Consider the following 17,051-nt stretch of genomic DNA (forward strand, 5'->3'; position numbering starts at 1 on the left):
TACAATCGCGCCCTGACTGCTATCTGTCACGTAGCAACATTATTCCAGCCGCTTTTTCAGATGAGACCATCATGACGCCAGAGATTCTGCCCATCGACCAATATGACGCCCAGCTTGAAGAAAAAACCGGGCGTCTTGGTGCCATGATGGCACCATTCGATGCGCCGACACCGGTTGTATTCCGTTCGCCGGTCAGCCACTACCGGATGCGAGCAGAATTTCGGATCTGGCATGATGGCGATGATCTCTACCACATTATGTTTGATCAGCAGACCAAACAACGGATCAGGGTCGATCAGTTTCCGGCTGCCAGCGAGCTGATTAACCGCCTGATGCCAGTGCTGCTTAACGCACTACGCGCCGAACCGGTGCTACGGCGCAAACTATTCCAGATTGACTATCTCTCCACGCTAAGTGGCGAGATAGCCGTATCCTTGCTGTACCACAAAGCACTGGATGCCGAGTGGCAACAACAAGCTCGTCTCTTGTGCGATGGACTACGCGCACAGGGTTTTGCTCTACAGTTGATTGGTCGCGCAACGAAAACCAAAATTTGTCTGGACCGGGATTACGTGGATGAATGTCTGCCGGTCGCAGGCCGACAGATGATTTATCGTCAGGTGGAAAACAGCTTCACCCAGCCTAACGCCATGATGAATATTCAAATGCTGGAATGGGCGTTATCCGTCACGCAAGGCGCGACAGGCGATTTGTTAGAGTTGTATTGTGGCAACGGCAATTTCTCACTGGCGCTGGCACGCAATTTCGAACGGGTGCTGGCAACGGAGATAGCCAAACCGTCAGTCGCGGCAGCGCAATATAATATTGCCGCTAACCAGATTGATAACGTGCAGATTATTCGCATGGCGGCAGAAGAATTCACCCAGGCCATGACGGGGGTGCGACAGTTCAACCGTCTGCAAGGCATTGACCTGACGAGCTATCGTTGTGAAACGATTTTTGTCGACCCACCACGCAGCGGTCTGGATAACGAGACTGTGAAACTGGTACAGGCATACCCACGCATTCTCTACATTTCCTGCAACCCGGAAACCCTGTGTGCCAATCTGGAAACACTGAGTCAAACGCACCAGATAAGCCAGTTGGCGCTGTTTGACCAGTTCCCTTATACCCATCACATGGAATGTGGCGTGTTATTGGAAAAACGCCAGTAACACGACCTGTAGTAGGCAAAACTCAGCAGGTAAAGCGACTTAAGGCGTATTGATGTCATTACTGTCGGGCTTGCGAGCCCGCAGTTTGACGACCAGCCACAGCGCCAGTACGACGCAAAGGATAGACGGCACAAAATTGGAACCTATCTGCGGGTACTCGGCTCGTACAATCGCACTATAAAGCAACAAACCGAACAGGAAACAGCTCGCCGCCAGAAGTGGCGTGCCTTTTGGCATAGCATGATGCATATAACGCTGATGCAGGCAGTAAACCGACAGCACCAGCGCTATCAACGGAAAAATGGAAAACGGCACGATAGAACTGAACACGGCGATAAAGGAACCGTTCGCGGACAAACCAGCGACCACCGCCAGCACCAACGTACTTTTCTCTGAATTTATCTGCTCTGTCATGACATGTCCTCTGATTATCCCTCAGGGTAGGTAAACACCTTTACCCTGCTCTTTGCGATACCAGTAATAGGCGCCTTTGGCAATCATGCGCAACTGCAATACTAACCGCTCTTCCAGTTGACGCCGTTGTTCAAGATCCACATCCAGCGCTTCGGCACCCGCGCTGAATACGATAGTCACCATCGCTTCTGACTGTGCTTCGGCGAAGCTACGTGGAATATGATTTTCGACTTCAAGATAGTCGGCCAGTTCAGCGATAAAATGTTGAATTTCGCGTGCCACGGCAGCACGGAACGCGGCTGACGTACCGGAGCGTTCCCGCAGGAGCAGCCGGAACGCATTGGGATTGTCGCCAATGAACTCCATAAATGTGGAAACAGACGTTCTGATCACGCTGCCGCCGCTTCTGACAATGCGTTGACGAGCCTGCCGCATCAGTTGACGTAGCATCAGCCCGCTTTCATCCACCATGGTCAACCCCAATTCATCAACATCGCGAAAATGGCGATAAAACGACGTCGGGGCAATACCTGCTTCACGAGCAACCTCGCGCAAACTCAGGCTGGCAAAACTGCGTTCAGCGCTTAACTGGCTAAAGGCAGCCTCAATCAGGGAACGGCGAGTTCGTTCTTTTTGTTGTGCTCTGACACCCATTATCCTGCCTGCAGTCATCGGCTCTCCTTACGTCAAGGACAGCACTATAACAACTTTACTTACTACATACTGCGCCAAAGTTTGTCATAGTAAAAATGTGATCCTGGGTTTCCATACAAATATCAGGGATGATTGGGTTATCATTCCGACGATGTTACAATAGCGTTAGTAACTTGTATAAAAACAGGTGGTTCCTACCATGTCCATACAACAGCAATACGATTACGATGCCATCGTGATTGGTTCAGGTCCGGGTGGTGAGGGGGCGGCCATGGGGCTCGCCAAACAAGGGGCGAAAGTTGCCGTGATAGAACGGCATTACAACGTCGGTGGTGGCTGTACCCATTGGGGCACCATCCCGTCTAAATCCCTGCGACATGCCGTCAGCCGTATCATCGAATTCAATCAAAACCCTCTGTATAGCGACAACGCCCGCGTCATCAGTTCCTCATTCTCCGACATCTTGCGCCATGCTGACAGCGTCATTGGCCAGCAAACCCGTATGCGTCAGGGCTTCTACGAGCGCAATCACTGCGAAATATTTTCCGGCGAAGCCAGGTTTATCGATGCGCATACCATCGCGGTGTATTATCCAGATGACACTCACGACACGCTGAGCGCCGCGAATATCATTATCGCCACCGGTTCACGGCCTTATCATCCCGCCGGTGTGGACTTCGATCATCCCCACATCTACGACAGCGATTCCATTCTCGATCTGGATTATGAACCCAAGCATGTAATCATCTATGGTGCAGGGGTCATCGGCTGTGAATACGCATCGATATTCCGGGGATTAAACGTCAAAGTTGACCTGGTCAATACCCGTGACCGTCTGCTGGCATTTCTCGATCAGGAGATGTCCGATGCCCTGTCCTACCATTTCTGGAATAGCGGCATCGTCATTCGTCATAACGAGGAATTCGAGCGTATTGAAGGGCTGGATGATGGCGTCATCATTCACCTGAAATCCGGCAAAAAAATGAAAGCAGACTGCCTGCTTTATGCCAACGGGCGTACCGGCAATACCGAAAACCTGGGGCTGGACACTATCGGGCTGGAAACCGACAGTCGTGGTCAGTTGAAGGTCAACAGTATGTACCAGACGGCTCAGGCTCATATCTACGCCGTGGGTGACGTGATTGGTTACCCCAGTCTGGCATCCGCCGCCTATGATCAGGGCCGCATCGCGGCGCAAGCCATCACCAAAGGCGAGGCTATCGCTCATCTGATCGAGGACATTCCTACCGGTATTTATACCATTCCAGAGATCAGCTCCGTCGGTAAAACCGAGCAGGAACTGACGGCGATGAAAGTGCCGTATGAAGTGGGTCGCGCGCAGTTCAAACACCTGGCGCGGGCACAAATTGTGGGCATGAATGTCGGCAGTCTGAAAATTCTGTTCCACCGCGATACCAAGCAGATTCTCGGCATCCACTGCTTTGGCGAGCGGGCGGCCGAAATTATTCACATCGGTCAGGCGATTATGGAACAGAAGGGGGAAGGCAACACGATCGAGTACTTCGTGAATACTACCTTTAACTACCCGACGATGGCGGAAGCCTATCGGGTCGCAGCGTTAAACGGCTTAAACCGGTTATTTTGATAACCGGTTTTTACTCAGGCCGGAAACGCTGAGCCAGACCACTGGCTGATTAGGCCGACTGTTGCGCCAGTTGCTCCATGTGGAGTTGCATGTGCTCACGTACCGACTCAGCCAGTTGTTCATAACGGCCGCGCAGCGGCGAGCCCGGACGGTACACCAGCGCGATGGTGCGTTTGGGCTCCGGCTTGTAGCAAGGCAGGTAGCATACGCCATCGCGTATCCGTTCCTGCGGCACCGCCAGCGAGGGCAGTAACGTAATACCGCTGCCCGCCGCTACCATGTTACGCAGTGTCTCCAGACTGGTTGCCCGGAAATGGGTGTCTTCATCCGCTCCAGCCTGAAAACAGAAACCCATCGCCTGATCGCGCAGGCAATGCCCGTCTTCCAGCATCAGCAGTTTCTCACCCGACAAATCTGACATCGCCACTCGCTCACGATTCGCCCAAGGGTGATCCTGATAAATCGCCAGCTTCATCGGCTCATCAAACAACGGCACTTCGATGAAGGCTTCCGACTCTTTGACCATCGCCAAAATGGCGCAATCCAGCTTGCCGCTGTCGAGCTGTGCCAGCAATTGGTGTGTCTGAGCTTCATGCAAATACATTTCCAGCTTCGGGAAAGTACGGTGCAACATGGGGATAATCTGGGGCAACAGATAGGGGCCGACAGTCGGGATCAAGCCGATATGCAGCGGGCCGGACATGGTTTCCCCCTGCTGGCTGGCCATTTCTTTTAGCACCTTCACTTCACGCAGCACGGTTCTGGCTTGTTCCACCAGCAACAACCCCGCCTGAGTAAACAGCACCTTGCGACTGGTTCTCTCCAGCAACATCACCCCCAGTTCGTCTTCCAACTTACGAATCTGGCCACTGAGTGTGGGCTGGCTGACATGGCAGGAATCTGCTGCGCGTCGAAAATGGCGGTGCTCCGCCAGCGCCACCAGATACTCTAAATCCCGAATATTCATGTCCTGATTCCCCTAAACATGATAGTCCCTAGCGATAGATAGGATAGCAATGAACGATTAGTCCTATCAACATTTAATAGTGAATAATATCCCTCACGAACCGAGTCCTGCTCAGCAATGGATTCAGCCAGACAGAACTTTTCGACCAGTAGAGACGACAATATGTTTGTAAGCCAAGAAGGCAAAAAAATTCCGTCAGTCACTTTCCATACTCGTCAGGGAGATCAATGGGTTGATGTGACTAGCGAAGAACTCTTTAACAATAAGACCGTCGTCGTTTTCTCTTTACCAGGGGCGTTTACCCCCACCTGCTCTTCCAGTCATTTGCCACGCTATAACGAGTTGGCTGAAGTATTCAAGCAGTTTGGCGTTGACGCCATTCTGTGCGTATCCGTGAACGACACGTTTGTCATGAACGCCTGGAAAGCGGATCAAAACGCAGAAAATATTACCTTTATTCCCGATGGTAATGGCGAATTTACCCGCGCCATGTCCATGCTGGTCGAAAAAGCGGAACTGGGCTTTGGCCCCCGCTCCTGGCGCTACTCCATGCTGGTTCGTCATGGCGTGGTAGAGAAAATGTTTGTTGAACCCAACAAGCCGGGCGACCCGTTTGAAGTTTCCGACGCCGACACCATGCTGAAGTACCTCGCTCCACACTATAAGGTTCAGGAGTCTGTTTCACTGTTCACCAAGCCAGGTTGTCCGTTCTGCGCCAAGGCCAAGCAGTTATTGCAGGATCGCGGTCTTCAATATGAAGAAATCATGTTGGGTAAAGATGCGACCACAGTAAGCCTGCGGGCCGTGACCGGGCGCAGTACCGTACCCCAGGTGTTTATCGGCGGTCGTCATATCGGCGGCAGCGAAGAACTTGAAACCTTCCTGACGATATAAGTTTTACCTGACGATATAAGTTTTATAAGCCAACGAAACTTTGGCGGGCTTCGGCCCGCCCTTTTTTTTATTCGATGTGCTTAGCACCCAAAACACAAACGCCCGTCTGGTGCTCTCCAGACGGGCGTTTGTTCATGCTCAGCAAAAATGTCAGGCAGACGCTATCGGGCGTACACCCAACGTATGACAAATGGCGTAACTCAATTCGGCACGGTTCAGGGTGTAGAAATGGAAGTCCTTCACCCCTTCACGGCTGAGGATTTTCACCATATCCATCGCAATGGAAGCCCCCACCATCTTGCGGGTTTCCGGGTCGTTATCCAGCCCTTCAAACATCGCCGTCATCCAGTTTGGTACCCGTACATTGGTCATGGTGGCGAAACGCTGCAACTGCTTGAAGTTCGACACAGGCAAAATACCGGGGACGATTTCCACATCAATACCCGTCGTCACGCAACGGTCACGAAAACGAAGATAACTTTCCACATCAAAGAAGAACTGCGTGATGGCGCGGCTGGCACCGGCATCAATCTTCCGTTTTAGGTTGATCAGGTCTGCCTGTGCGCTTTTCGCTTCCGGGTGTACTTCAGGATAAGCCGCGACCGAAATATCAAAATCACCGACTTCTTTAAGCAGAGTCACCAGATCAGCGGCATACATATCCGGTTTTCCACCCCCCAACGGTAAATCGCCGCGCAGGGCAACAATGTGGCGGATACCGCTTTGCCAGTAATCCTGGGCGATGGCTTTCAGCTCGTCACGGGAGGCGTCGATACAGGTCAGGTGTGGCGCAGCTTCCAGACCGGTACGTTCCTTGATACCTTTGATAATGCTGTGGGTGCGGTCACGCTCACCGGAATTGGCACCGTAAGTAACCGACACGAATTTAGGTTTCAGACTGCTGAGGCGGTCAATCGAGTTCCACAGCGTTTCTTCCATCTCGCTGGTACGCGGTGGGAAAAACTCAAAGGAAACGTTAATCCGGCCCTGTAATTCCGCCAGATTCTGGTTCAGCGCTTCCTGATGGTTCGCGTGGAAAAAGCTCATATCCTTACCTCGATTAGCCATTATCATCGTTATTTTCTATAAACGTCTATACGTTTAGACGTCCATATAGAAAATGACCGAATCCGATTAAAGAGTCAACGCTTTTCAACGTGATGAATGCTGATGTTTACTCACGCAACATGAAGAAAATTCATGACTACACACGGCAAGTCAGGCGGTCTTTACGACAGGCCGAACACGCCTACAAACACGTATAAAATATAAGGAATTCGTTTTCAGTATTGGCAACAATCGCTCGCTTTGCCACTGCGCAGACCAATAGCATAAAAAAAGCCTGCGGTTGCAGGCTTCTCGGTTTATTGGATAAGGCTATCGGGCATCGCAGATGGGTCGAACCCGACCGGTCACAGCAGTTGTGCCAAACGATTGAGATCCGACTGAATGGCCCCTGCGGTCACATCGCGGCCAGCGCCCGGGCCACGGATCACCAGTGGGTTGTCACGATACCAGCGACTTTCGATGGCAAATACGTTATCACATGGCAACAACGCCGCCAGCGGATGATCCGCCCGCACCGCTTCCACGCCGACACGTGCCTTACCGTTACTATCAAAACGGGCGACATAGCGCAGCACCAGCCCCATCTCATTAGCGGCTTCCAGCCGCTGCAGCATCTGCTGATTCAGCGGTTCGCCATCTTCAAAGAACTGATCTACGGAGCCATTCTCACACCCGGCAGGCACCAGTGATTCCACCCGCACCTGATTAGGCTCTATCTCATAACCGGCTTCGCGCGCCAGAATCACCAGCTTGCGCATCACATCCTGCCCGGAAAGATCAACGCGCGGATCCGGCTCGGTCAACCCCTGCTGCCAGGCTTGCTCCACCAGTTCGGTGAACGGTACCGTGCCGTCAAACTGTAGGAATAGCCATGACAGCGTGCCGGAGAAAATACCGCTGATAGCCAGAATGCTGTCACCGCTTTCACGCAGATCACGCACCGCATAGTTCACCGGCAACCCAGCGCCAACCGTCGCGTTATACAACCAGTGACGCCCGGTTTTCGCGAAGGCATCACGAATCTGACGATAATTATCACCGCCGGATGCGCCCGCCAGTTTATTGGCGCTAATCACATGGAAACCGTAGCTGGCAAAATCCAGATAAAGGTCAGCAACCGACTGGCTTGCGGTGACATCCAACACCACCAGATCATCATACGGGTGAGCGCGCATCCACAGGAACAATTCGTCATCATCACGTTCCTGTGCTTCATCGCCAAAGAAAGCCAGTACGCGGCTGGCGTCCAGCCCCTCGTAATTCAGCAGGCTGCGGGAACTGTCCACCACCCCCGCCAGGGTGAATTCAAAACCAGTACGCGCCGAAATCAGACTTTGTTCACGGGCGAACAGCTCCAGCCAACGAGAACCGATGTTGCCTTTGCCAAACAATACCAGACCGATGCGCTTTTCCGCTCGAAACAGCGAGTGATGCAGACCGCGAACCAGATGCTCGGTCGGCCCGACACGCAGTACCGCCACCAGACTGATATCATCTTCCGCCTGCCAGACGAACTCGATCGGCTGGTCACGCAGTTGCTGGTAGAAACGGTGGCTGTGCAGCGGGTTACGACACACACCAGCACCCACCAACGCGACCAACGCCAACCCTTCGCGCAGGTGTAGCGATACCGGCAACGCCGCCTGTTCCAGCACTTGCCAGGCACTGCCCACCACTTCCGAGGTGTAGCACAATTGCAGCAGATTACGGTCCTGATGTACGCCCAGCGCCAGCGGCCGAATTTGTGCTTTCTGCAACAGTTGCTCGACGTCTTTGTACATACGGACAAAGTCGTGATCCGCCGGTACGCCAATCTCAATCAGGCACACATCATCATGGCTGGTGACAATCTTGGCACCAGTGCCAGAAGCCAGCACCCGCTCAATACGGGTCGACCCCTGCTCTGGCTGGTAGCTGCAGCGCAATTGCAGGTCGATATCACTACCGGAAACCGGCTGCAAGGTACGGGCATGCAGTACCGGTGCGGCCAGACGAGCCAGCTCGCTGGCTTCATCCAACCGCAGCAGCGGCAGTAAACACGCATCTTTGACTTTGCGTGGGTCAGCGCTGTACACACCGGCCACGTCGCTCCAGATAGTCACGCGCTCAACACCCGCCAGCGCGCCAATTTGTGTGGCGGAATAGTCACTGCCGTTACGCCCCAGCAGCACGGTTTCACCGGCCTCGTTGCTACTGATAAACCCGGTGATGACCAGCCGTTGCCCGGCATGCTGGGTCAGTAATTGCTGCAACAATGGCCAGGAACGACCTTCATCGACCTGCGGCTGTGCCGCTCGTTCGGTACGCAGGAAGGTTCGTGCATCCAGCCAGTCCGCAGACAGGTTTTTCTGATTCAGCACCGCCGCCATCAGCCGAGCCGACCAGATTTCACCGTGACCCACCACTTCGGCATAGGTAGCATCGGTCATTTTGCCATCCAGCAACGCCGCCAGGCGCTCCAGATCGCGAATGAATTCATTAATCAGCGGTGCCGCCGTTTCAGCTGGCAGCAAACCGGAAATCAGTTCACTTTGATAACGGCGCAGCGACTGCTGTACCTGATGGGCGGAAATCCGGTCCGACTGGCTGAGGGTCAACCAGCTAATTAACTGGTTGGTGGTACTGCCTGCCGCCGAGACCACCATCAAGTCGCCAGCCTGACTGTAATTCGCCATGATGCCAGCAACACGCTGATAACATTTCACATCTGCCAGGCTGCTGCCGCCGAATTTATGCAGTTGCCGTCCTTTTACGGCCGCTGCTATCCCTAACGCACTCATTGTTACCTCTTGGCTGCTGCCTGAAATGCTCTGTCCAGAGAGGCGACCAGATCGTCACCATCTTCAATGCCGACAGAAATACGCAATAACGTTTCCGAGATACCGGCGGCAGCGCGCGCTTGCGGTGCCATACCTGCGTGAGTCATGGTAGCGGCATGAGAAATCAGACTCTCGACGCCACCCAGCGACTCCGCCAGCGTGAAGAGATCCAGCGCGGACAGAAAACGACGCAGGGTATCTTCATCGCCATCCAGCTCAAAACTCAGCATCGCGCCAAAACCGGACTGCTGCCGACAGGCAATCTCATGACCGGCATTCCCGGGCAAAGAAGGATGATACAACGCCTTGACCAGTGGCTGATGCCGCAAATACTCCACAATTTGCAATGCATTCTTCTGCGCCATCGCCATACGTGGGGACAGCGTACGCATACCGCGCAGCAACAGGTAGCTATCAAACGCCGCGCCGGTCACACCAATATTGTTAGCCCACCAGGCCAGTTCCGTCGCGACCTCAGGGTCGCGGGCAATCACCGCTCCGGCCACCACATCCGAATGACCGTTAAGGTATTTGGTGCAGGAATGCACCACCAAATCCGCACCCAGTTTAAGCGGATTTTGCAACGCCGGACTCAGGAAGGTGTTATCCACCACGCTCACCGCCCCAACATCACGCGATGCCTGACAGATAGCGGCGATATCCACGACGCGCAGAAGCGGATTGCTGGGGCTTTCAACCAGCACCAGTTTCGGTTTTTCCGCCAGTGCGGCATTAAGCTCAACCAGATTGCCCTGATCGACGAATTTCACGTTGAAAGCACCGCGTTTGCTCAGGCTATCAAACAAACGATAGCTGCCGCCGTAACAATCATGCGGCGCGACCAACAGATCGCCAGGCTTCAGGAATACCGTACAAACCAGCATGATAGCCGACATACCGCTGCTGGTCATGACCGCGCCCGCCCCGCCTTCCAGCTCCGCTAGCGCGCGCTGGACAACATCACGGGTCGGGTTGCCGCGCCGTGAATAGTCATGCGCTCTGGGCTCATTAAAACCGGTGAAGTTGTAAGTACTGGAGAGGTGAATCGGGGGAACAACGCAACCGAACTGCTCGTCATTGTTTAACCCACTGCGGACTGCGATAGTAGCCTGTTTACGCGTCATCGGTACTTTTCCTGACTGGAAGACGGAGGTGAAGAAGTTAAGTTAGAGAGTAAACCCGGATAATATAGACGTCAATACATCTGGACTTCTAAACTTCTTTGCGTATAGATTGAGCATCCCTGCAATAATCGTTAGAATTATGGTGTTTTGTGCCAGTGACTGTTTTTATCACGATCAATATTTAAGGTATCCCATGGCTGAGTGGAATGGCGAATATGTAAGCCCATACGCTGAACACGGCAAGAAAAGTGAGCAGGTTAAGAAGATCACCGTATCTATCCCTTTGAAGGTATTGAAGATACTGACAGACGAGCGTACCCGTCGTCAGGTCAACAACCTGCGTCACGCAACCAATAGCGAGTTACTGTGTGAAGCGTTCTTGCACGCTTTTACCGGCCAACCCTTACCCAATGATGACGATTTGCGTAAAGAGCGCGGCGATGAAATTCCTGAAGCCGCCAAAGCGATTATGCGTGAAATGGGGATTGACCCGGATACGTGGGAATACTGAGCAGGTAGTGAAGCAGACAGGAAAGCACCGCTGAAACAACAAAGGCACCCGAAGGTGCCTTTGTTTTGGCAGAATAACCGGTTAACCGATTGTCTGCCCCAGCGCAGAAGCCAATTATTTTTTGGTGCCTGGCATGCTGAAACGTTTGTTGAAACGCTCAACACGACCGCCGGTGTCAACCACACGCTGTTTACCGGTGAAGAACGGGTGGCAAGCACCACAGACGTCCAGGTTCAGGTCGTGAGCAACGGTAGAACGGGTTTTGATGACGTTACCGCAAGAGCAAGTTGCAGTAATTTCAACGTAATTCGGGTGAATACCTTCTTTCATGGGAAACCTCTGTTTAAGGCCGTGTCGCTATCCGGCCCTGTTCCGCCAGACACCACACGAAGTTGAGTGAAATAGTCTTTATACTACGAGGTATAAAGGCGGCGGATCATACAGAAATTAACCACCCGATGCAATTGGATCCGCGCAAACACACTGCCTTACCTCAACAAGGTACTGGCAAGATTGCACAACGTCGTCGCGCACAGTACCGTGACGGCAGACAAACCCTGATGCATAACCTAAGACCTTCATGACGCATTTGAACGCACACACCACGCCCGTTGTTCAGGTTGCTTTGCCGGTGCCACTGACACGCACATTTGATTACCGGCTGACGGCTGGCATCACGCCACCGGAGCCAGGCAGGCGGGTGAGCGTTCCTTTCGGCAACCGTAAGATGATCGGTATCGTGGTGGCGCTGGGTGCGGGCAGTGAACTGCCGCCGGAACAGCTCAAACCGCTACATGAGGTACTTGATGACGCCCCGCTATTCCCCGACAGCCTGTGGCGCATCTTGCTGTGGGCAGCAGAGTATTACCACTACCCGATTGGCGAAGTGTTATTCCATGCGTTGCCGATACTCCTGCGGCAAGGGAAACCGGCACATCGTGCCCCGCTCTGGCAGTGGTTTGCCACCGAGCAAGGCCGTGCCACGCCGCTGAATGCGCTAAAGCGCGCGCCCAAACAGCAGCAGGCGCTGGCCGCGCTGCTACAAGGACCGCTCTATCGCCATCAGGTGGCGGAAACCGCACTGACGGAAACAGCATTGCAGGCGTTGCGCGAAAAAGGGCTGAGCGAGCTGCGCGCGCAGCCAACACAAGTGCAGGACTGGCGGGAGCATTTCAGCCTGGCGGGCGAACGTCTGCGCCTGAATACGGAGCAAGCCACCGCTGTCGGAGCCATACGCAGCGAAGATGACCACTTCGCCGCCTGGTTACTGGCGGGGATCACCGGGTCAGGTAAAACCGAGGTTTACCTCAGCGTGCTGGAGAATATTCTGGCGCAGGGTAAGCAAGCTCTGGTGCTGGTGCCAGAAATCGGCCTGACACCACAAACCATCGCCCGTTTTCGCGATCGGTTTCATGCCCCAGTGGAAGCACTGCACTCCGGGCTAAATGACAGCGAGCGGTTGTCGGTGTGGTTACGGGCGAAACAGGGTGAATCCGCCATTGTGATTGGTACGCGTTCCGCGCTGTTTACCCCTTTTGCGCGACTGGGGCTCATCATCATCGACGAAGAGCACGACGGCTCTTATAAGCAACAGGAAGGCTGGCGTTACCACGCGCGCGATCTGGCGGTGTTTCGCGCCCGACAGGAAGATATCCCCATCGTGATGGGATCAGCCACTCCCGCGCTGGAAACGCTCTATAACGTACAGATTGGCAAGTACCGCCAGTTGCGGCTGAGCAAACGCGCGGGCAACGCCCGGCTGGCTCAGCAACACTTGCTGGATTTGAAAGGTTTACCGCTAACCAGCGGCTTGTCGCAACCGTTAATCCAGCGTGTTCAACATCATCTGGCACAGGATAATCAGGTTATTCTGTTTCTTAACCGCCGTGGCTTCGCGCCAGTGGTGATGTGCCATGAATGCGGCTGGATAGCCGAGTGCCAACGCTGCGACAGCTATTACACCTTGCACCAACACCAGCGCATGATGCGTTGCCACCACTGTGACAGCCAGCGTCCGGTGCCGCAGCAGTGCCCGCAGTGCGGCTCCACCCATCTGGTGCCGGTTGGTCTGGGTACCGAGCAGCTGGAACAGGCGCTACCCGCGTTGTTTCCCGATACGCCCATCACCCGCATCGATCGCGATACCACCAGCCGTAAAGGTGCGCTGGAGCAACAACTGGCTCAGGTCCGCCAGGGCGGTGCCCGCATTCTGATCGGCACCCAAATGTTGGCCAAAGGACACCATTTTCCTGACGTTACGCTGGTCGCGTTGCTGGATGTCGACGGTTCGCTGTTTTCCGCCGACTTTCGTGCCACCGAGCGCTTCGCCCAGCTCTACACGCAGGTATCCGGGCGGGCCGGGCGGGCCGGTAAGGCCGGTGAAGTCGTGCTACAGACCCATCACCCGGAGCACCCGCTGTTACAGACGCTGCTACATCAGGGCTACGATGCGTTCGCCAGCCAGACGCTACAAGAACGCCAGAGCGTGTTTCTACCGCCGTTTACCAGCCATGTCCTGTTCCGGGCCGATGACCATGACAATCAGCAGGCCAGCCTGTTCCTGCAGCAGTTACGCAATTTGCTGGAAGCCAGCCCGCTGCGCGACGACGCGTTGTGGCTGATGGGGCCAGTGCCTGCCTTACAGCCCAAGCGTGCCGGGCGTTTTCGCTGGCAATTACTGCTGCAACACCCATCGCGCGCCACGCTACAGCGCATCATCCGTCATTCTATGGTGTTGATCGATACCCTACCGCAAGCCCGCAAGGTGAAATGGGTCATGGATGTCGACCCGACAGACAGTTGAGCCGATTCTGCGCCGCAGGCCTGAGCCGTGCCAGTCGCCGTCATGGTTTTTGCGAACAATACCGAAAAACCGATAATCCAGACGGCGCAGGCGTAAATTATTCGATAAATCCTGGACGCAATCTGTTAAGAGTGATGGCGGAAGCAGTATGCTGATCAGGCAGTTGGCGCACCATCGATGCCATGCATGTCATAACCGCGCTTACCGCATGGCGGATCAGACATTCTGTAAAACGGCGGCCGACCTGTCATAACGGCCCCCCTGACTACGGCGCCAGTAAACGCTGACGCAAGGAGGAAATGCGTTGGAGCAGAAAAAATTCATCCCACCCGCAACCATGAAAGACGTGGCCGATAAGGCTGGTGTCTCCACCGCAACGGTGTCACGCGCCCTGACCAACCCGGAGAAAGTCTCGGCTGCGACCCGCAAGAAGGTGGAGCAGGCGGCGCTGGCAGTGGGGTACTCTGCACAAAACCTTGCTCGTAATCTCAAGCGGCATGAATCAAGAACGATTCTGGCGTTGGTGCCTGATATCTGCGACCCCTTCTTCAGCGAAATGCTGCGCGGCATTGAAGAAACCGCCGCGGAACGCGGTTATCTGGTCCTGATCGGCGATTGCGCGCACCAGCGCCAGACAGAAAAAACCTTTCTGGACCTGATTGCCACCCGTCAGATAGACGGCATCCTGTTATTGGGCTCGCAACTACCGTTTGATGCGGGAAGAGATGAACGCCGTCATCTTCCGCCGATGGTGATGGCAAACGAATTCGCCCCCGAGCTGGATATGCCCACGGTACACATTGATAACCTGACCGCCGCGTTTGAAGCCGTCAGTTATCTCCATCAGTTGGGGCATCAGCGCATTGCCTGTATTGCCGGCCCACAGCAGATTCCGCTCAGCGAGTATCGGCTGCAGGGTTATATTCAGGCGCTACGGCGCTGTGGACTGGTTATCGACAACCAGTACATCGTACACGGAGATTTTAGTTACGATACCGGCTCACGCGGCCTGACAACGCTGATGTCACACCCTACTCCCCCCAGCGCGATTTTTTGCCATAGCGACGTGATGGCGCTGGGTGCGTTAACCCAGGCGCGGAAAATGGGGCTGGACGTCCCACGAGACCTGTCGCTTATCGGGTTTGATGATATCTCCCAGGCCAGCCACTGCTTCCCGGCGCTGACTACCGTTTCTCAGCCCCGCTACGATATTGGTCGCGAAGCGACGCTGTTGCTGCTGACGCAGCTACAGCAACACAAGGTGGCTCGCGGGTCACGACTGATGTCCAGCCAGTTGATTATTCGCGACAGTACTGCCGCTCCACCGCTGCGTGTTACAGGCTTTAAGAATTCCGGTGCTGGTCAAACATTTTAGGGTTCAGTAACATGGCGACCTGTTACCTATTTTCTTAGCAACGAAACGATTGTGGCACAACGAGACTATGTCAGCCGGGGGCGTTCTGGAACGCGCCGGAAAAAAACATCCAGCCAGAAACGAGGAGGGTCCTCAGGCGCATCTAAAACCATGATAGCGCTGGCCGTTGCCGTGCTGGTCACGTTTGCCGGTGGACTCTATTTTATCGCCCACAATAAGCCGGATGAATCGCCCGTCCTGCCGCATCAGGGCACCAAAGGCAATGGGTTGCCGCCCAAACCGGAAGAGCGCTGGCGTTATATCAAAGAGCTGGAAAACCGTCAGATTGGCGTGGCTTCACCGACCGAGCCATCGGCAGGGGGAGAAATCCAGTCAACAGGCCAACTGACCAATGAACAGCGCCAACTGCTCGAACAGATGCAATCAGACATGAAACGCCAGCCGACAACGCTGACGGAAGTGCCTTACAACGATCAAAGCCAGATGCCCGCGCGTTCCCTTACCGCGCCCAGAACGCAAACCGTGATGCCCGGCGTATCGAGTACCAATACCAATGGCACGATACAACCGATGACGCCACGCACGACGACCGCCGCCCCGGTGACAACACCGCATCATGCGACGTCGAACGTCACCACGCCGACGCAAACAGCCCAGAAACCGGTGCAGACGGAACCCCGTACGGAATCCCGTAAAGAGGTGACGAAAACAGAACCGCCGACAGCGGCCAAAGAAACGGCTAAAACCGACAACACTAAACCGGACAGCAAATCTGAGAGCAAACCAGAGAAAGAGCAGCGCTGGATGGTGCAATGCGGCTCGTTCAAAACCACAGAACCCGCAGAGTCGGTACGCGCAGAGCTGGCGTTTGCCGGTGTAGAAAGTCGTATCACCAGCAGCGGAGGCTGGCACCGAATCATGCTCGGTCCGTACAACAGCCGCGCTGTCGCCGACAAAATGGCACAAAAGCTCAAAGGTATGGGGCAATCCAACTGCATCCCGTTAGCCAGCGGGGGTTGAAAACCCCACGCCCCTCCCCCATGTTTATCGTCAATACGCCCCGCGTCCGCGCGGGGGTCTTTTTCTCAGTAACGGGGATAAACTCGTGACAACAATTGTAAGTGTGCGTCGCAATGGTCAGGTGGTGATTGGCGGTGACGGGCAAGCCACCCTGGGCAACACCGTAATGAAAGGCAACGTACGCAAAGTACGTCGTTTGTATAACGATCGGGTTATTGCCGGGTTTGCTGGCGGCACCGCGGATGCCTTCACCCTGTTTGAACTGTTTGAGCGCAAGCTGGAACTGCATCAGGGCCATCTGGTTAAAGCGGCGGTGGAACTGGCTAAAGACTGGCGCACTGACCGTATGCTGCGTCGTCTGGAAGCACTGCTGGCCGTTGCCGACGAAAATGCGTCGCTTATCATCACCGGTAACGGCGATGTGATTCAGCCGGAAAACGACCTGATCGCCATCGGCTCCGGTGGCCCCTATGCGCAGGCAGCAGCACGCGCTTTACTGGAAAACACGGAATTAAGCGCCCGGGAAATTGTCGAAAAATCACTGGGTATTGCGGGTGATATCTGTATCTACACCAACCAGTTCCACACGATTGAAGAATTAGCCTCCAAGGCGTAAGGATC

The 17,051-nt window shown here is 54.6% G+C and carries 15 protein-coding genes; 8 read left to right on the forward strand and 7 right to left on the reverse strand.

Features of this window, described 5'->3' with window-relative positions:
- Nucleotides 1-71: 71 nt before the first annotated feature.
- Nucleotides 72-1,175, forward strand: a complete 1,104-nt coding sequence (gene trmA, locus LF929_RS19725) for a tRNA (uridine(54)-C5)-methyltransferase TrmA (protein ID WP_210175824.1) — start codon at nt 72-74, stop codon at nt 1,173-1,175.
- A 39-nt stretch (nt 1,176-1,214) separates the two neighbouring features.
- Here trmA and LF929_RS19730 read toward each other — a convergent pair whose 3' ends face one another.
- The gene (locus LF929_RS19730) at nt 1,215-1,589 is read right to left on the reverse strand and encodes a YijD family membrane protein (RefSeq protein WP_019846450.1); all 375 of its coding nucleotides are present in this window, start codon (nt 1,587-1,589) and stop codon (nt 1,215-1,217) included.
- A gap of 21 nt (nt 1,590-1,610) precedes the next feature.
- Nucleotides 1,611-2,243, reverse strand: a complete 633-nt coding sequence (gene fabR, locus LF929_RS19735) for an HTH-type transcriptional repressor FabR (protein WP_016942852.1) — start codon at nt 2,241-2,243, stop codon at nt 1,611-1,613.
- A 205-nt stretch (nt 2,244-2,448) separates the two neighbouring features.
- On the opposite strand from fabR, the gene sthA reads away from it, so the two are divergent.
- A complete protein-coding gene (sthA, locus tag LF929_RS19740; RefSeq protein ID WP_152490428.1) occupies nt 2,449-3,849 on the forward strand; it encodes a Si-specific NAD(P)(+) transhydrogenase in 1,401 nt (466 codons plus the stop codon).
- Between the two features lie 49 nt (nt 3,850-3,898).
- Here sthA and oxyR read toward each other — a convergent pair whose 3' ends face one another.
- On the reverse strand, nt 3,899-4,816 hold the full coding sequence (gene oxyR / locus LF929_RS19745; protein ID WP_019846448.1) for a DNA-binding transcriptional regulator OxyR: 918 nt from the start codon (nt 4,814-4,816) through the stop codon (nt 3,899-3,901).
- 162 nt (nt 4,817-4,978) lie between these two features.
- Here oxyR and LF929_RS19750 point away from each other — a divergent pair, with 162 nt between their 5' ends.
- Complete coding sequence (locus tag LF929_RS19750; RefSeq protein WP_038905959.1) at nt 4,979-5,710, forward strand: glutathione peroxidase; 732 nt, start codon at nt 4,979-4,981, stop codon at nt 5,708-5,710.
- A gap of 150 nt (nt 5,711-5,860) precedes the next feature.
- Here LF929_RS19750 and metF read toward each other — a convergent pair whose 3' ends face one another.
- From metF to metB, 3 genes are all read right to left on the reverse strand, one after another.
- On the reverse strand, nt 5,861-6,757 hold the full coding sequence (gene metF / locus LF929_RS19755; protein WP_016942849.1) for a methylenetetrahydrofolate reductase: 897 nt from the start codon (nt 6,755-6,757) through the stop codon (nt 5,861-5,863).
- Between the two features lie 365 nt (nt 6,758-7,122).
- Nucleotides 7,123-9,558 (reverse strand): bifunctional aspartate kinase/homoserine dehydrogenase II, encoded by a 2,436-nt coding sequence (locus LF929_RS19760; protein WP_038905961.1) that lies wholly within the window; start codon nt 9,556-9,558, stop codon nt 7,123-7,125.
- 2 nt (nt 9,559-9,560) lie between these two features.
- Entirely contained in the window at nt 9,561-10,721 is a 1,161-nt protein-coding gene (gene metB / locus LF929_RS19765; protein WP_038905962.1) for a cystathionine gamma-synthase, read from the reverse strand.
- Nucleotides 10,722-10,914: 193 nt separating this feature from the next.
- On the opposite strand from metB, the gene metJ reads away from it, so the two are divergent.
- Nucleotides 10,915-11,232, forward strand: a complete 318-nt coding sequence (gene metJ / locus LF929_RS19770; protein WP_012767902.1) for a met regulon transcriptional regulator MetJ — start codon at nt 10,915-10,917, stop codon at nt 11,230-11,232.
- Between the two features lie 114 nt (nt 11,233-11,346).
- Here the strand turns inward: metJ and rpmE are convergent, their stop codons facing one another.
- Nucleotides 11,347-11,562, reverse strand: coding sequence for a 50S ribosomal protein L31 (gene rpmE / locus LF929_RS19775; protein WP_016942846.1), 216 nt, complete (start codon nt 11,560-11,562; stop codon nt 11,347-11,349).
- A gap of 250 nt (nt 11,563-11,812) precedes the next feature.
- On the opposite strand from rpmE, the gene priA reads away from it, so the two are divergent.
- The 4 genes from priA (at nt 11,813) to hslV (ending at nt 17,046) form a co-directional block, all read left to right on the forward strand.
- The gene (gene priA, locus LF929_RS19780; protein ID WP_210177676.1) at nt 11,813-14,035 is read left to right on the forward strand and encodes a primosomal protein N'; all 2,223 of its coding nucleotides are present in this window, start codon (nt 11,813-11,815) and stop codon (nt 14,033-14,035) included.
- Nucleotides 14,036-14,339: 304 nt separating this feature from the next.
- Nucleotides 14,340-15,410, forward strand: a complete 1,071-nt coding sequence (gene cytR / locus LF929_RS19785; RefSeq protein ID WP_038905964.1) for a DNA-binding transcriptional regulator CytR — start codon at nt 14,340-14,342, stop codon at nt 15,408-15,410.
- Nucleotides 15,411-15,461: 51 nt separating this feature from the next.
- Complete coding sequence (ftsN, locus tag LF929_RS19790) at nt 15,462-16,430, forward strand: cell division protein FtsN (RefSeq protein ID WP_226093622.1); 969 nt, start codon at nt 15,462-15,464, stop codon at nt 16,428-16,430.
- 85 nt (nt 16,431-16,515) lie between these two features.
- A complete protein-coding gene (hslV, locus tag LF929_RS19795; RefSeq protein WP_012767897.1) occupies nt 16,516-17,046 on the forward strand; it encodes an ATP-dependent protease subunit HslV in 531 nt (176 codons plus the stop codon).
- Nucleotides 17,047-17,051: the final 5 nt, after the last annotated feature.

The sequence above is a fragment of the Dickeya oryzae genome (assembly GCF_020406815.2).
GTDB lineage: Bacteria > Pseudomonadota > Gammaproteobacteria > Enterobacterales > Enterobacteriaceae > Dickeya > Dickeya oryzae.

Excerpts from the sequence above, each read along its gene's own strand:
- trmA (WP_210175824.1), top strand. The coding sequence starts at position 72 with ATGACGCCAGAGATTCTGCCCATCGACCAATATGACGCCCAGCTTGAA.
- rpmE (WP_016942846.1), bottom strand. The coding sequence starts at position 11,562 with ATGAAAGAAGGTATTCACCCGAATTACGTTGAAATTACTGCAACTTGC.
- metB (WP_038905962.1), bottom strand. The coding sequence starts at position 10,721 with ATGACGCGTAAACAGGCTACTATCGCAGTCCGCAGTGGGTTAAACAAT.
- LF929_RS19750 (WP_038905959.1), top strand. The coding sequence starts at position 4,979 with ATGTTTGTAAGCCAAGAAGGCAAAAAAATTCCGTCAGTCACTTTCCAT.
- LF929_RS19760 (WP_038905961.1), bottom strand. The coding sequence starts at position 9,558 with ATGAGTGCGTTAGGGATAGCAGCGGCCGTAAAAGGACGGCAACTGCAT.
- LF929_RS19730 (WP_019846450.1), bottom strand. The coding sequence starts at position 1,589 with ATGACAGAGCAGATAAATTCAGAGAAAAGTACGTTGGTGCTGGCGGTG.
- oxyR (WP_019846448.1), bottom strand. The coding sequence starts at position 4,816 with ATGAATATTCGGGATTTAGAGTATCTGGTGGCGCTGGCGGAGCACCGC.
- fabR (WP_016942852.1), bottom strand. The coding sequence starts at position 2,243 with ATGGGTGTCAGAGCACAACAAAAAGAACGAACTCGCCGTTCCCTGATT.
- priA (WP_210177676.1), top strand. The coding sequence starts at position 11,813 with ATGACGCATTTGAACGCACACACCACGCCCGTTGTTCAGGTTGCTTTG.
- metF (WP_016942849.1), bottom strand. The coding sequence starts at position 6,757 with ATGAGCTTTTTCCACGCGAACCATCAGGAAGCGCTGAACCAGAATCTG.
- metJ (WP_012767902.1), top strand. The coding sequence starts at position 10,915 with ATGGCTGAGTGGAATGGCGAATATGTAAGCCCATACGCTGAACACGGC.